Origin of the sequence: Streptomyces sp. NPDC051218, assembly GCF_044455475.1 — a bacterium.
Lineage (GTDB): Bacteria > Actinomycetota > Actinomycetes > Streptomycetales > Streptomycetaceae > Streptomyces.
The window spans coordinates 980320-993624 of sequence record NZ_JBITEU010000002.1 but is presented as its reverse complement, the minus strand read 5'-3'; the positions used below and the strand labels follow the sequence as shown (position 1 = coordinate 993624).

General features: G+C 70.0%; 11 protein-coding genes and 1 pseudogene. 6 read left to right on the top strand and 6 right to left on the bottom strand.

What is annotated here, in order from left to right:
* Both ACIBCK_RS10950 and ACIBCK_RS10945 read left to right on the top strand, forming a co-directional pair.
* Positions 1-170: pseudogene (locus tag ACIBCK_RS10950) on the top strand (ABC transporter permease); the annotation flags it as partial.
* Between the two features lie 175 nt (positions 171-345).
* Positions 346-1815: an FG-GAP-like repeat-containing protein gene (locus ACIBCK_RS10945; protein ID WP_399388837.1), complete on the top strand. Its 1470-nt coding sequence runs from the start codon at positions 346-348 to the stop codon at positions 1813-1815.
* 84 nt (positions 1816-1899) lie between these two features.
* Here ACIBCK_RS10945 and ACIBCK_RS10940 read toward each other — a convergent pair whose 3' ends face one another.
* From ACIBCK_RS10940 to ACIBCK_RS10930, 3 genes are all read right to left on the bottom strand, one after another.
* Complete coding sequence (locus ACIBCK_RS10940) at positions 1900-2136, bottom strand: hypothetical protein (RefSeq protein WP_399388836.1); 237 nt, start codon at positions 2134-2136, stop codon at positions 1900-1902.
* Positions 2137-2290: 154 nt separating this feature from the next.
* Positions 2291-3238, bottom strand: a complete 948-nt coding sequence (locus ACIBCK_RS10935; RefSeq protein WP_399388834.1) for an endo-beta-N-acetylglucosaminidase H — start codon at positions 3236-3238, stop codon at positions 2291-2293.
* 221 nt (positions 3239-3459) lie between these two features.
* Positions 3460-5199, bottom strand: coding sequence for a putative Ig domain-containing protein (locus ACIBCK_RS10930; RefSeq protein WP_399388832.1), 1740 nt, complete (start codon positions 5197-5199; stop codon positions 3460-3462).
* A gap of 469 nt (positions 5200-5668) precedes the next feature.
* On the opposite strand from ACIBCK_RS10930, the gene ACIBCK_RS10925 reads away from it, so the two are divergent.
* Positions 5669-8395 carry a LuxR C-terminal-related transcriptional regulator gene (locus ACIBCK_RS10925; RefSeq protein ID WP_399388830.1) on the top strand — a complete coding sequence of 909 codons (2727 nt, stop codon included), beginning with the start codon at positions 5669-5671 and terminating at the stop codon, positions 8393-8395.
* 47 nt (positions 8396-8442) lie between these two features.
* Here the strand turns inward: ACIBCK_RS10925 and ACIBCK_RS10920 are convergent, their stop codons facing one another.
* Both ACIBCK_RS10920 and ACIBCK_RS10915 read right to left on the bottom strand, forming a co-directional pair.
* Positions 8443-9192, bottom strand: a complete 750-nt coding sequence (locus tag ACIBCK_RS10920) for a dienelactone hydrolase family protein (RefSeq protein WP_399388828.1) — start codon at positions 9190-9192, stop codon at positions 8443-8445.
* A gap of 170 nt (positions 9193-9362) precedes the next feature.
* Positions 9363-10280: a LysR family transcriptional regulator gene (locus ACIBCK_RS10915; protein WP_399388826.1), complete on the bottom strand. Its 918-nt coding sequence runs from the start codon at positions 10278-10280 to the stop codon at positions 9363-9365.
* Positions 10281-10351: 71 nt separating this feature from the next.
* On the opposite strand from ACIBCK_RS10915, the gene ACIBCK_RS10910 reads away from it, so the two are divergent.
* From ACIBCK_RS10910 to ACIBCK_RS10900, 3 genes are all read left to right on the top strand, one after another.
* Positions 10352-11359, top strand: coding sequence for an NAD-dependent epimerase/dehydratase family protein (locus ACIBCK_RS10910; RefSeq protein ID WP_399388824.1), 1008 nt, complete (start codon positions 10352-10354; stop codon positions 11357-11359).
* A 13-nt stretch (positions 11360-11372) separates the two neighbouring features.
* Complete coding sequence (locus ACIBCK_RS10905; protein WP_399388823.1) at positions 11373-12257, top strand: aldo/keto reductase; 885 nt, start codon at positions 11373-11375, stop codon at positions 12255-12257.
* A 90-nt stretch (positions 12258-12347) separates the two neighbouring features.
* Positions 12348-12782, top strand: a complete 435-nt coding sequence (locus ACIBCK_RS10900; RefSeq protein WP_399388820.1) for an SAM-dependent methyltransferase — start codon at positions 12348-12350, stop codon at positions 12780-12782.
* 21 nt (positions 12783-12803) lie between these two features.
* Here the strand turns inward: ACIBCK_RS10900 and ACIBCK_RS10895 are convergent, their stop codons facing one another.
* Complete coding sequence (locus tag ACIBCK_RS10895) at positions 12804-13112, bottom strand: hypothetical protein (protein WP_399388819.1); 309 nt, start codon at positions 13110-13112, stop codon at positions 12804-12806.
* Positions 13113-13305: the final 193 nt, after the last annotated feature.

Here is a 13305-nt window from a genome sequence, read left to right as displayed (position 1 = left end):
AGCCCATCGCCGAGTACCAGCCCTTCACCCCCGCCATCGAAACCCTGCGCGGCCTCCTCCTCGGCAGCGAGATCGGCAACAACGGCTGGATCGCCCTCGCCTGGTGCCTGGGACTGACCGTGCTCGGCTACTACTGGTCCAAGTCGAAGTTCAACGAGGACCCGACGTAGCCATTACGTTCCTGCCCCCGGCCGAAGTACTCCACCAGAGAGGCGCCTCGGCCCGCACCTTGAACCCGACGGAGACGGCAGGTGAATCCCCGTACAACCAGCTCCCCCTTTCGACGGTCACACCAGACAGAACCGCACCCCAGAACCGCACTCCGTCGACCGAGTGGGAGCCACCGTGCCTCGCAGCCGCCGCATTTTGACGTACTCCATCGCGGCCGCCGCTGCCGCCGCCGCCGGGTTCCTGCTCCCGCCGGGTGCCGCCGCTGCCGCGCCCCGCAGCGCCACCAGCGACTTCAACGGTGACGGTTACGCGGACCTCGCGGTCGGTGTCCCGGGCGGGACCGTGGACGGGCGGGCCAAGGCCGGGTACGTCAACGTCGTCCGGGGTGGGCCCAAGGGCGTCGGCGCCCATGGAAGCCTCCGTGTCACCCAGGCCACCCCCGAAGTTCCCGGATCTCCGGAGGCAGGCGACCGCTTCGGGGCTTCCGTGACCCTGACCGACCTCAACGGCGACGGCATCGCGGAACTGCTCGCCGGTGCCCCAGGTGAGGACGTCACCGACCGCGGCAGCGACGCGGGCATGGTCACCGTCGTAGGCGGCTCGAAGACCGGACCAGGGCCGGGGTCGACAGTCCTGACCGGGCCCTCGCCCTCGGCCGCGTACGGCATGTCGATCGCGGCGGCCGACCTCACCGGTGGCGGCAACAAAACGATCGTGGTCGGTGGCACGGACAAGGTCGTCGCACGGGTCATCCAGGGCGAGGACAGCCTGGTCACCACCGTGGTCGCCGCCCCCATGGGCGGCCGCGCCCCCGTTCTGGCCACCGGCGACTTCGACAGCGACGGCACGGCGGACCTGGCCGTGGCGTACTGGACCTCGGGCGTCCCCAGCGCGCAGTCCCACGTACGACTGTGGAAGTGGGACGCCGACCGGTCCGAGATGGCCAACTTCTGGAACACGGACAACGCCGGCGTGACCGCCTTGGCCGCCGGCGACTTCGACGGTGACGGTCACGACGACCTGGCGCTGGGCGAATGCCGTGAGATAGCCGACGAGAACATCGACGACCCGTGCGGTCCCGAGAGTCTCGCCAAGGGCGGCGGCATCCACGTCCACTACGGAAGCACTGCGAGCGGCTCGTTCGGCACCCGTGCGCAGACGCTCAACCAGGACACCGCGGGCGTGCCGGGGGTGGCCGAGGACGGCGACCGCTTCGGCGCCGCCCTCGCCGTCGCCGACGTCAACCGCGACGGCCGCGACGACCTGATCGCGGGCGCTCCGGGTGAGGCCATCGGAAGCCGGACGGGGGCCGGAGCCGCTTGGCTGGTGCGCGGTGGCGCTCAGGGCTTGGTCGACGCCAAGGGCGCCGCCAGTTCCCTCTCCTGGAACCAGGACACGTCCGGTGTCCCGGGCGTGGCCGAGGCGCGTGACGCCTTCGGCGGGGCGGTCGCCGCGGGTGATCACAACGCCGACGGCGTACCGGACGTGACGGTCGGATCGCCGGGCGAGAACTCCTCCCTGGGCGCCGCGTGGCTCTTCCCCAAGGGGTCGGCCGGCGCCTCGGCGGCCTTCTCGCCCCGCACGCTCGGACTCCCGTACCTCTCCACGGCTCACGCCTACGGAAATCCGCTGAGCAGCCGCTGAACAGCCACTGAGTAGCCGCTGAGTAGCTACTGAACAGCCGCTGGGTGCGCCACAGCCGTAGCGGACCCAGTGGCTGCTGATCAGCTATACGTCGTCAGGAGCCTGCTGGATCGGGTGCAGTGCCACCTGCTGGTGCTCCGGCAGCCATGCGGCTCCGCCGCCGAGTTCGATCGCGGCGGCAACGAACTTCTCCGTGTCGAGGCGGTACGACCCGTCTTCGGCCCGCTCGTCCTGCATGACGGCATCGCTGACCGGAACGGAGACGTAGGCCTCCTCCACCGTCGTGCGCTGCAAGCGAACCGAGATCGAGTAGCTCGTCATGAACCCCCCAAAGTTGACCACTGCCGATACCGGCAGTCGAGCGTAGCGGCCGCGCCCCCGACATCGTTGTCGTCAGCGCGGCCTGCGAGGGACTCAGTCCTGACGGATGTGGCAAACCCCGCCGCATGGCCATGCGTTGAGGTGTGCGTGCGCCCTACGGCGTGTAAACGGCGTCACTGCCGTACAACTCCCTTGTGAACGCGGAGACATCGGCGCTGCGATCGGTGCCGTCGAGGTTGTACGTCAGATAGACGCCGTATCCCTCACTGACGGTGCGGCGGGCGAGGTCGGCGGCCGTGCTCTGCGAGGTCCGGCCGATCTCGACGGCCGCCGGTGACAGCTTCGACTTGGGGAGTGCGATGCCGGGGACCTGCCAGGTGCCGTAGTACGGGTTCCAGGCGTAGTCGAACTTGGTGGAGATGTCGACGCCGCCGTAGGACAGGCGCGATGCGGCCGGACCGATGTTGTAGAGGCTGATGATCTTGTCCGGCATGTTCGCGCGCAGTGCCGACACCAGGTGCACGAACGAGCTGGCGTTGGGCTGGCCGGTGCCGTTGTTGCCGTACTCGGCGTATTCGTCGTCGAAGTCGATGCCGTCGAGTCCGTACTTGGTCACGGTGTCCGACATTTCCTTCGCGAACGCCGAAGCCGCCTGCTGCGAGGGGAAGTTGGCGAACCCGGCGCCCTGATGGTTGCCGAGGACCGAGAGGACGACCTTGATGCCCTTCTGCTGCAACGGCCGTATCTCGGTGTCGGCGTTGTCGAGGACACGCTGCACGTTCTCGTTGAAGTGCAGATACGCCGACTTCTTGGTCGTGTCGTAGTTGATGTTCGCGGCGAAGATCACGGCTACGTCGAAGACGTTGTCGCCGCCGTCTGCAAGCGTGTACTTGCCGACGTTGCGCATGCTGTTGTTGTTCACCTCGACGTACGCCACCGAGGTTGGCCCTTGCTTCGCGAGAGCGGATGCGGGGGCGGGCTTGGGGCTGGGGGCGGGGGCCGCTGACGCGCCCGTCGTGGCGGTCGCGCCGAAAGCGAGGGCCGCGACGGCCGAGAGAGCGAGCGCGGCGGTCCGCACTCTGCTCCGTACCAGAGTGAACATCGTTGATCGGTCTCCCATCGCACGGTCGGCGCCCGACTCGTTCGGAAGCGCCGGTGAGCTCCCCGATCTTTTCGCTCCCCCGACCGAATCCCCAGAACCGTGCGTGAACTCTTCACGACTCCCACCCATGACTCACCGCGGTCGCGAACCTGCCGTCCGGACACGCGAGAGGCACCGCTTGGGCGGTGCCTCCGATCCGCCGATCTGGCCGATGCCTTCGCCTAGTTGAAGACGTTCCAGTTGACGGTGATGGCCGCGGTCTTTCCCGCGCCGTCCTTGACGGTGATCCGGCTGGTGTGGATGCCCCAGGCCGTGGGGGACCCGGAGATCGTGCCCGTGCCGGCGTTGATGGCCAGGCCCGCGGGCAGGCCGGTGGCGGTGAAGGTGCGGGCTCCGGTGCCGCCGCTCGCGGTCAGGGGCAGGGAGTAGGGGCGGCCGGTGTAGACGGTCTGGTTGCCGGGGTGCGTCAGGGCGAGGGTGCCGCCGCCGGGTGCGGTGACGGTCCAGTTGAACGTGGTGCTGCCGGTCTTGCCGGCGGCGTCGGTGGCCGTGAGGGTCACCGTGCTGGTGCTGGCAGTGGTGGGTGTTCCGGTGACGGTTCCGGTGCTCGCGTCGATCCGCAGTCCCGCGGGCAGGCCCGATGCGCTCCACCGGTAGGGGGCCGTGCCACCCTGAGCGGTGTTGTTCAGCGTGGCGCTCTGCCCCACCGTGCCGCTCCGGTCGCTCACGGCACCGACGGTGACGTCGCCGGGCTGCGGGTTGCTGGTGGCCAGAGCCAGGTTCCACTTCTGCAGGGCTTCATTGACCGGCTGGAAGATGGTGTTGGTCGTGCCGGAGCTGCCGCAGGTGGCGCTGCCGCCCCCGGAGTGCAGCCCCACGGCTTTGCCACCGGTGGCGGTGACGTAGGACCCCCCGGAGTCTCCCCCGGAGGAGCAGGCGTCCGTCCAGGAGAGGCCGTCGATGACGACATTGCCGTAGTCGACGCTCTGGTTGACCTTGGTGATCACTCCGCAGCGCCAGCCGCTGGTCTGGCCGGAGCGGCAGACGCTCTGGCCGACGACACCCTCGGCTGAACCGGTGACCGTGACGTCACCCTGCCCGTAGCCGGAGACCTTCGGGGAGAGGTCCCATCCGGCCTGATCGACCGCCACGAGTCCGAAGTCGCCTTCGCGTGCGTTGATGCTGTGGCTTCCGCCCTGGTTGGAGGTGCCGACGCGACTGCCGTCCTTGCCGTAAGCGGGCTGGTTGGCGTCGTTGGTGCAGTGCCCGGCGGTGAGGAATCCCTTCGCGCCGCCGGAGGCGGTGACCGAGAAGCCGACGGAGCAGGGGCTCTCGCTGCCGGGTATCCATTTCTCGCCGCCGACGACGCTGCCCTGCTGCTGGCGCGGTGCGTCGGCGACCGTGGAGTGGCTGACGATGTCTCCCAGGCTGCGCAGGCGCTCCAGGAGGCGCTCGGTCTCCGGGGTGTGGCGGTCAGCGGCGGTGACGACGTCGATCCGGCCGGCACGCTGGTCGACGCCCCAGGAGACGACGCCGGGAACGTCGCGGACCTGGCCGCGGATCACGGCGAGGGCCTCGGTCAACTCGCGCGGTGTGTAGGCGGTGCGGTGGGCGATGGCTCCGAGCCGTCCGGCGGTGGCCGCGTCCGCGGAGCCGTTGAGATTGGCGTGCAGCTTTCCCGACGCACCGTCGAACCACATGCCGACGACCCGGTCACCGATGGTGGAGCGGAGTCGGGTGGCCACGTCCCTGGCCGCTCTCTCGTCGGCGAGGCGGGTACGGGCCTGGTCCGGCGTCAGGTTCAGGTCGCGCTGGAGTGCGGACAGGAGGCCAGGGGCCGGTGGGGGTGGGGTCGACGTGGCCTGCGCCGAGGCGAGTTGGGGAAACGCGGCGAGGGTGAGGCACGCGACGGTGCCTGCGAGGGCAGCACGTAGCGTGGTGCTGCGGGGGGTGATGGGCACGGTGGGGCCTGCCTTTCTGTGGTGACCGGTCTGTTGTGACTGACGCTCCGCGGTGGTGACTGCAGGGGTGCGATGCTGCTGTGACTGCCGCGGAGCGGCGCTGGCGTGACTTCCGCGGTGCGGCGTTGGCGTGACTGCCGCGGTGCGGCGTTGCAGTGACTGCCGCGTTGCGGCGTGGTCCGATAGCCGTGCAGCCTCGTGGCACTGGCCGGCCGTGGCCATCAGAGATGTCCCTGGCGTCTCGTCGTCACCAAGGGCAGGCCGCCGATAGCGGTCGCCGACGCGGATCAGCCGGTCCCGCGCGAGCCGCACCTGCCATGTGGCGGGTCGTTCGTACGGTGACCATGGGATGGCGGGGTGTCGTCTCCCGGTGGCGGGGGCTCACGACTCCGGCGGGGGCCTGAGGGTTTTCCCTTGCACGCAGGGTCCGTGCTGGATGGGGCGAGCCCCAGAACCTAGGCTCACGGGCGTGACCGAGGTGCGTGAGGGGTGCGGCGGGAGCGACGCATGGTGGCCGGAGCAGGGGCGGGCGCTGCGGGAAGCAGAGGCTGACCTGTGTGCGCTGGGCCGAGTCGTGGTGAGCGGGCCCTGGGGCACGGGAAAGTCGTACGTACTACGGGAGTTGGCCCGTCGGGTCGGCGCCGCCGAGGACACGCGGCGTCTGTCGCTGGCGGGGAGCAGGCAGCTTGAGTGTGAACCGTACGGGCTTCTTGCGCAGTTGGTCGGGATGTTGCCGCCGTCGCTGGAAGCCGCGTCGCACCTTGGCCTACGTCCGCCTCCAGAGCCTATTGATCCGGACCCGCCGTCTATCGCCTCCGCGGCAAGGGCCGTACGGCAGTTGTGCCTCGACGATGGCGCCGGGGGCTGGACAGTACTGATCGACGACGCACATCTGGCTGATCAACTGAGCCTGGATGTCCTGGACTTCTGCTGCCGTACGCTGCCCCCTTCCCGGCTGCGGCTGGCCTTCTCGCTTCCGTCCGCCCACTGCGCTTCGGGTGAGCTGAGCGCCGTGCTCGGCGGGGGCCACGTCCCCTGGACCGAGCTACGGATGCTGACCGAGGCCGAGGTCGCCGCGGCCCTCGTGTCCCAAGGCTTCGCCGCCGGGCGTGCTGCCTCGGTGCACAGCGACAGCGGCGGCCATCCGCTGTTGGCGCGCGCCGCGGCGAGCGAACTCGGCACGGACCACGGGCAGCCCGCAGCCGAGTCGGCCCGCCTGGCACAGGCTTGGTGGCAGTCGGTGCCCTCCCCTTGGCGGGGCGCCCTCACCGCGCTGGCACTGACCCGGTCGGCCGATACCGCGCTGCTCTGTGCCTGCGGGTACGACGACGCCGAACGCGACGTGGATCGTGCGGGCAGAGCGGGCCTCATTGTCCGCGACCCGGCGGGAAGAGTCTCCTTCACCTCCGAACTCCTGCGAAGGCAGGCTGAGTTCGCGATCGATCCGACCGAGCGTGCAGCCCTCCACCACGCTCTGGCAGCCGCCTCCCCTGACCCACTCGCCGCAGCCCGGCATCGTCTGCTGGCCACGCCCGGCCCCGATGAGCGAGCCGCCAAGGAGGGAGTCACCGCGGCCCGCACAGCCCGTTCCTGCGCCGAGCCGGGCCTCGCCGCGGAGCTCATGCAACTGGCGGCGAACCGCACCGCCACCGACGACCGGCCCCTCCTCCTGGAGCGCTGGCTCCAGGCGTGCCGAGACGCAGCCGACGCCGGAGACGCCGTCCTCGCCTCACGCGCAGTCGCCGCCCTCACCCTCCTGCGCGCGCCCGACGCCGAGGCGGAGGCACTGCTGGCGCTCCTTGACGCGCACGGCCAGGGACTCGAGAACCAGAGCGCGACCCTGGCGCGTCTGGCGGCCCTGACCCGTTCCGATGCCTCGCTCCGCGCCCGGCTCGGGCTCTACACGGCCATTCGGCACAACATCGCGGGCCGGCCCCAGGAGTCCCTGGCCGCCGCCGAGCAGGCGGCGCTCGACGCCCGCTCCTGCGCACGGCCGGACATCGAGGCGGCCGCCCTGACCATGCAAGCCCGCATCGAACGCCTCACCCAGCGCGGGGACGCCAAGGCCACCCTCGACCGGGCGCTCGCGGTCAGCCCAGACCCACCTTCCGGTCAACTTCGCTACAGTCCTCACTATCTGAGGCTTCGTCACGCCCTCTATGACGACGACCACCCGACCACGCAGAGCGGTCTGCACCATCTGCTCGGGCACGCGGAGGCCACGGGCAGCACCGAGGACCTACAGGAGATCTGGCGCAGTCTCGCCGAGAGCGACCTGCGCCGGGGCCACGTCGCCGCCGCCGAAGCCTGGAGCCGACGCGCCCTGCATCTCGCCCGTACGATGCGCCTCTCCCCCGGTCCCGCCTGCGCCACGCACGCCCTCGTACAGGTCGAAAGGGAAGGCCCCGGCCAGGCCGCCGTCACCGCCCAGTGGGGTCTGCAGCAGTCCAAGGAGGACGAGGACAGCATCTTCACAGCGCGCAATCTGCACGCCCTGGCCCAATCGCTGCTGTGTCTCCACCAGTTCGAGGCGGCAGCGGCGGCCCTCAGTGAGGTGGCCCGCCTAGAGCAGCATCAACTCACCGCCGACCTCGCAGCCTTCAAGTGGCACCACCTGTATGCCGACGCACTCACCCTGGCCGGCAGGCCGGACCAGGCCGAGCACTTTCTCACCCGCCTCGCCGAGGAGCATCCCCGGCCGGCCCCGGCCGTCGCCGCGGCCCTCCTCCGCAGCCGGGCGCGGCTCGACCTCCACCATCACCGGAGCGACCAGGCCGTCGGCCGGCTGTCCGAAGCCGCCCACAGCTTCGACGACTCGCACCTGCCCCTCGAGCACGCACACACCTTGGTTCTGCTGGGGCAGGCAGAGCAGAAACGGCGCCGGGCGGCAGCCGCACGCAGCCACCGGGAACACGCCCACGACCTCTATACGCGGGCCCAGGCGACCTACCGCGCCGAGCGGACCCAGCACCTCCTCCACCGACTCGACCGCACCGCGCCGACCGGCCCCGGGCAGGAACTGACGCAGGTCGAGGCGGACGTCGCCCGCCATGTTGCCTCCGGGGCATCCAACCGGGAGGTGGCCAGCACGCTGTTCATCTCCGTCAAGACGGTCGAGGCCCACCTGAGCCGCATCTACCGCAAGCTGTCCCTGACGTCACGCACTCAACTCGCCCTGCGGATGCGGCAGCAGTGACTGCTGCCGCATCCGCAGGCCTGCCCGACCGACTGGAGAACGGATTGTCAGCCCTTGCCCAGGGTCCCGTCCAGGAGATCCAGCAGGCGCTCCCAGTGCCGCTTCAGCCCGGAAGCGCTGAAGGCGTCGGTGTCGGCCATGGTGTAGCCGTGGACGGTGCCGGGGTAGATCTCGGAGGTGTAGGCGACACCTGCGGTGTCCAGAGCCCGGTTGAGTTCGCCGAGGGCCTCGGGCGTCAGGTCCGATTCGGCGTGGCCGAGGTGCACCTGGGCGGTGATCTTGGAGAGAAGGCGGTGCAGACCGTCGGGCCCGTCCGCGATCACGGGGGAGTGGAATCCGGCGACGGCGGCCACCTGGCCGGGGTGGGCCGAGGCGGTGCGCATCGCCAGGAGGCCTCCGATGCAGTAGCCGGTCACGGCCACCGGCCCGGCAGCGACCTCGGGTTGTGCGGTGAGGAACGTGAGGTAGGCGTCCGCGTCGCTCTCGACACGTCCGTCGGCGATGTGTTCGTTGATCAAGGGCATCAGCCGGGCGAGGATGGAGGGCCGGGCCTCTTCTCCGATGTGCTCGGGAAGTTCGAGCAGCGGCGCCGGGCCGTGACGGTAGAAGTAGTTGGGGATGAGCACGTAGTAGCCGTGCACGGCCAGTTCGCGGGCCATCTCTTCCAGAACGGGCCGTATGCCGAAGGCGTCCGCGTACAGCAGCACCCCCGGGTGCCGCTCGCCGTCGTCGGGAAATGCGGCGAATGCGTCGGACCGACCGTCCGGGGTGGGAATCTGCAACGTCTTGGTGGGCATGACTTCTCCTGTCGTGGTTGATGTGCGGAGCTCGAGATCAACACGACGGAGGAGGAGCCCGCGCGGCAGCGCGAGATCCTCGCTCGAACAGCGGGCCCGATCCGGCCCCTACGGCGCTCAGGAGAGCACCGGGTAACCGCTCTGTGTGTGGCGCGAAGCCGTCCCGGTAGTCATCGCCGCGCAGCATAGTCCAGCGTCGGCGATTGGTCCTGCAGGGCCGCTACCAGCGTCATGACCTGCGGATGGCGACGGCGGAGGATCGTGGCGACGCCGATGTGCCGGGTCGGCGCAGGCGGTGCGATGGGGATGGTGCGTACTCCTGCTATCCGCGGGGTCAGTGCGATGGAGGGGATCAAGGAGATTCCCACGCCCGCGGCAACGAGCGAGCGGGCGAAGAAGTAGTCGGTCGTCGTGCTGCGTACCTCGGGGTCGAAGCCGGCACTTTCGGCGTGGCGGCGCAGGTAGGCCTCGGTCTTGAGGCAGCCGAGTACCCAGGGTTCGGCGGCCAGTTCAGCGATGTCGAGCGAGGTGCGGCCGGCCAGCCGATGAGTGTCAGGCAGGACGACATGCAGCGGATCCTCCATGAGCGTCGTCCACGCCAGGCCGGTGCTCGGGCCGAGCCGGCCGGGCAGCGGGCCGTCGAAGTGGTAGGCGATGGCGACGTCCACGGCGCCTTGGCGGACCAGCGGCAGGCTGTCCTCGGGCTCGGCTTCCCGGACGTGGACTAGGGTGCCGGGGTGGACGGCTGCCAGGCGGGCGAGGGCGTCGGGCAGCAGGAGCCTGCCGCCACTGGTGAAGGTGGCGATGGTGATCTGGCTGCGACCACTGCCGAGTTGGTCGACTTGCTGCTTGGCGTGCACGAGCTCCGCGGCGACCGACTCGGCGGCCCCCACCATGATCACCCCGGCCGGGGTGAGGGTGACTCCGCGGGTGCTGCGTGCGACAACCTGGGCACCGAGACTGCGCTCGAGTGCGGCGACGTGCTGGGAGACGGCCGAGGGCGTGAGGTGGAGGGCTGCCGCCGCCCGGTTGAAGCTGCCGTGTTCGGCCACTGTCCGCAGGACCCGGAGCCGCTGCACATCGATCAACAGTTTTCCTTAATACGGATCCACTAAGCGGTCACTTCTACTGGCAACCATAGGTGGCCAGGATGAGGGGCATGCAAAGAATCTGCGTGATCGGCGGAAGCCGCTACTTCGGCAAGCTCCTGGTGCAGCGCCTGCAAGCGGCAGGCCACCAGGTCACTGTGATCAACCGCGGCTCCGTCCCGCCGCCGGCAGGGGTCGAGCACCTCGTCGCCGACCGCGATGACGAGGCTGCCCTGGTCGCCGCGTTGGCCGCCCGAAGCTTCGACGTGGTCGTGGACCAGGTCTGCTACACGCCCGTGCAGGCCGCTATCGCCGCACGTGTCTTCAGCGGGCGTACCCGGCGCTACGTCATGACCTCCACGATCGAGGTCTACGACCCGGCGACCGCCGCACTGCCCGAGGTCCCGAGCGGCACTCCGATACCTGAACTGACGGTGGATCCTGCCACGTGGCGGGTGCAGACGGACCTGCCCTGGCACGACGCGGCGTATCTGGAGGGGCATTACGCCGAGGGCAAGCGCCAGGCGGAGGCAGTCCTCGCGCGGCATCACGGGTTCGACTTCGCCACCGTGCGCAGCGCGCACGTGTTGGGCGGCGGCCCTCAGGAGTTCACCGGCCGGCTGGCCCACTACATCGAGCGCATCAGCCGGGGCACCCAGATCACCGTGCACGCCGATGCGCTGCCCACGGTCTTCATCCATTACCAGGAGCTGGCCGACCTGCTGCTGTGGGCGGCCACGGCCACCGACTTCACCGGGCCGCTCAACGCATGCTCCGACGGCCCGCTCGACGTCCGCGCCTTGAGTGCCCTGATCGCCGCCCAGGTAGGCACCGAGGCCCTCTACCGCACCGTGGGCGCGGGTGTAGATGTGGCTGCGGGAGCGGGTGCGGGTGTAGGCGTGGGCGTGGGCGAGCAGGCCTCGCCGTTCTCCTTCGACCGCCACTACGCCATGAGCAACGCCCGCGCGAAAGAACTGGGCTTCCGCTTCTCCGACACCGCCCAGTGGCTCCCCGCCGCCGTCGCCGAAGCCCTCAACGCGCCGTCCACCGCGACCACTTCCCACGCCACCACTGCCTGAGGAGCAACTGACCATGCACTATCGCACCATCGGGGGCACCTCCGTAAGCGCGGTCGGCCTGGGCGCCATGCCGCTGTCCATCGAGCACCGCCCGGACGAACAGCGGGCGACTGCCACCATCCACGCGGCCCTGGACGCCGGGGTCACGCTCATCGACACCGCCGACAGCTACCACTGGCACGCCGGAGAGGCCGGGCACAACGAACTCCTCATCGCCCGCGCCCTGGCCCGCTACGGCGGCGACACCTCCGACCTGCTCATCGCCACCAAGGGCGGCAGGGGCCGCCCCGGCGACGGCAGTTGGACCGTCAACGCCACCCCCTCCCACCTCAAGCGCGCCGCCGAAGCATCCCTCAAGCGCCTGGGCGTGGAGGCCATCGGCCTCTACCAGCTGCACAAACCGGACCCGGCCGTGCCCTGGGCGGATTCCGTGGGTGCGCTGCGCGAACTGCTCGACGCCGGCACCATCCGGTCCGCAGGGATCTCCAACGTCACCACCGGTCAGATCCGCGAGGCGCACGCCATCCTGGGTGAGGGCCTGGTCTCCGTACAGAACCAGTACTCACCCGCCGTCCACGACAGCGAGCCCGAGCTGCGCCTGAGCACTCAACTGGGGCTCGCCTTCCTGCCCTGGAGCCCGCTGGGCGGGATTTCGCGCAGCTCCCTCGACGGTCCCTCCGGGCCGGTCACCGCCCACACCGCCTTCCACCGCGTCGCAGCCGAGCGCGGCGTCAGCCCGCAACAGATCACGCTGGCCTGGCTGCTGCACCGCTCCCCGGTGATGATCCCCGTACCGGGCGCCAGCCGCCCGGCATCCATCCAGGCCTCCGCCGAGGCAGCCGACCTCGAACTGAGCACAGCAGAACAGCGCGAGTTGGACGAAGCACGCCCCAGATGAACTGGCGCGGGCACACCCCGAGCGCAGGGCCCCTTCACCACACCCCTGCAGTCGGTGTGCGTCGGCCGACCGGCGCCTATGCTTTCCTCCGTGCCGATCCGTCTGTCGCCGCGACTCGCCGCGATCGTGACCGCCCTCCCCCTCCAGCCCCACCTTCGGGTGCTCGAGATCGGGTGCGGGCCGGGGGCGACCGCGCGCGAGGTCGCGAGCCGACTCACCACAGGCCACATCTTGGCCATCGACAGGTCCGCCACCGCGATCGCCCAGGCGCGAGCCGCCGCGGCCGAGGAGATCGGATCAGGCCGCATGAGTGTCCGCCATGTCTCGGCCGAAGACTTCGTCCTGCAACCGCACGAAGAGCCCTACGACCTCGTGTTCGCCATCCGCGTCGGCGCCCTCGACGGACGCCACCCCGAGGCCGGGCGCCAGGCGATGCAACGTATCGCCGTGGCCACCACGGCGAACGCGCGACTCTTCATCGACGGCGGCGACCCACTACGTGAACTAGTCATCCCTGTGCGATGAACCGAAGAACCGCACGCCGAGTCAGAGATCGCTGTCGATGCCCGTGACAGCCGGAGGGCCGAGCGGGGCGTCCGGCACGTTGATGCCCGCTTCCTCCAGAGCCGTGGTGACTAGCCGGGAGGCTTCCAGCTCCGCCTCGTAGCGGTCGGCGGCCCGCACTTCGAGGCGTACCGAGAAACGGCCGCCATCGTCCAGCGTGAGCAGATCCAGGCCCTCGTCCTCACTTACCTCCGTGTGCCGAGAAGCCAGTCCTCGCTCCAATGCCGCGCGCGTTGCCTCATCGATGTCGGTGAGGAAGGTGCCGGGGACAGTGATCACAAAGGTGGACATGACGGCTCCTCGCATGGGTGGTGCTCGTGTGCCACACCTATTTCCCTTTCGCCTGGTGACTAACCCAGCCCGAACTCTCCTGCGCCGCGCCGACCCTGGGCCACCATGTCCCGCATGTCCGGAACCGGGCTTCTCGCCCCCGGTGTCACAAGCGGTTCGATACGCGGCGTGACAAGAGTCGCACCAATGTGTG

Excerpts from the sequence above, each read along its gene's own strand:
- ACIBCK_RS10905 (WP_399388823.1), top strand. The coding sequence starts at position 11,373 with ATGCACTATCGCACCATCGGGGGCACCTCCGTAAGCGCGGTCGGCCTG.
- ACIBCK_RS10935 (WP_399388834.1), bottom strand. The coding sequence starts at position 3,238 with ATGTTCACTCTGGTACGGAGCAGAGTGCGGACCGCCGCGCTCGCTCTC.
- ACIBCK_RS10910 (WP_399388824.1), top strand. The coding sequence starts at position 10,352 with ATGCAAAGAATCTGCGTGATCGGCGGAAGCCGCTACTTCGGCAAGCTC.
- ACIBCK_RS10895 (WP_399388819.1), bottom strand. The coding sequence starts at position 13,112 with ATGTCCACCTTTGTGATCACTGTCCCCGGCACCTTCCTCACCGACATC.
- ACIBCK_RS10940 (WP_399388836.1), bottom strand. The coding sequence starts at position 2,136 with ATGACGAGCTACTCGATCTCGGTTCGCTTGCAGCGCACGACGGTGGAG.
- ACIBCK_RS10920 (WP_399388828.1), bottom strand. The coding sequence starts at position 9,192 with ATGCCCACCAAGACGTTGCAGATTCCCACCCCGGACGGTCGGTCCGAC.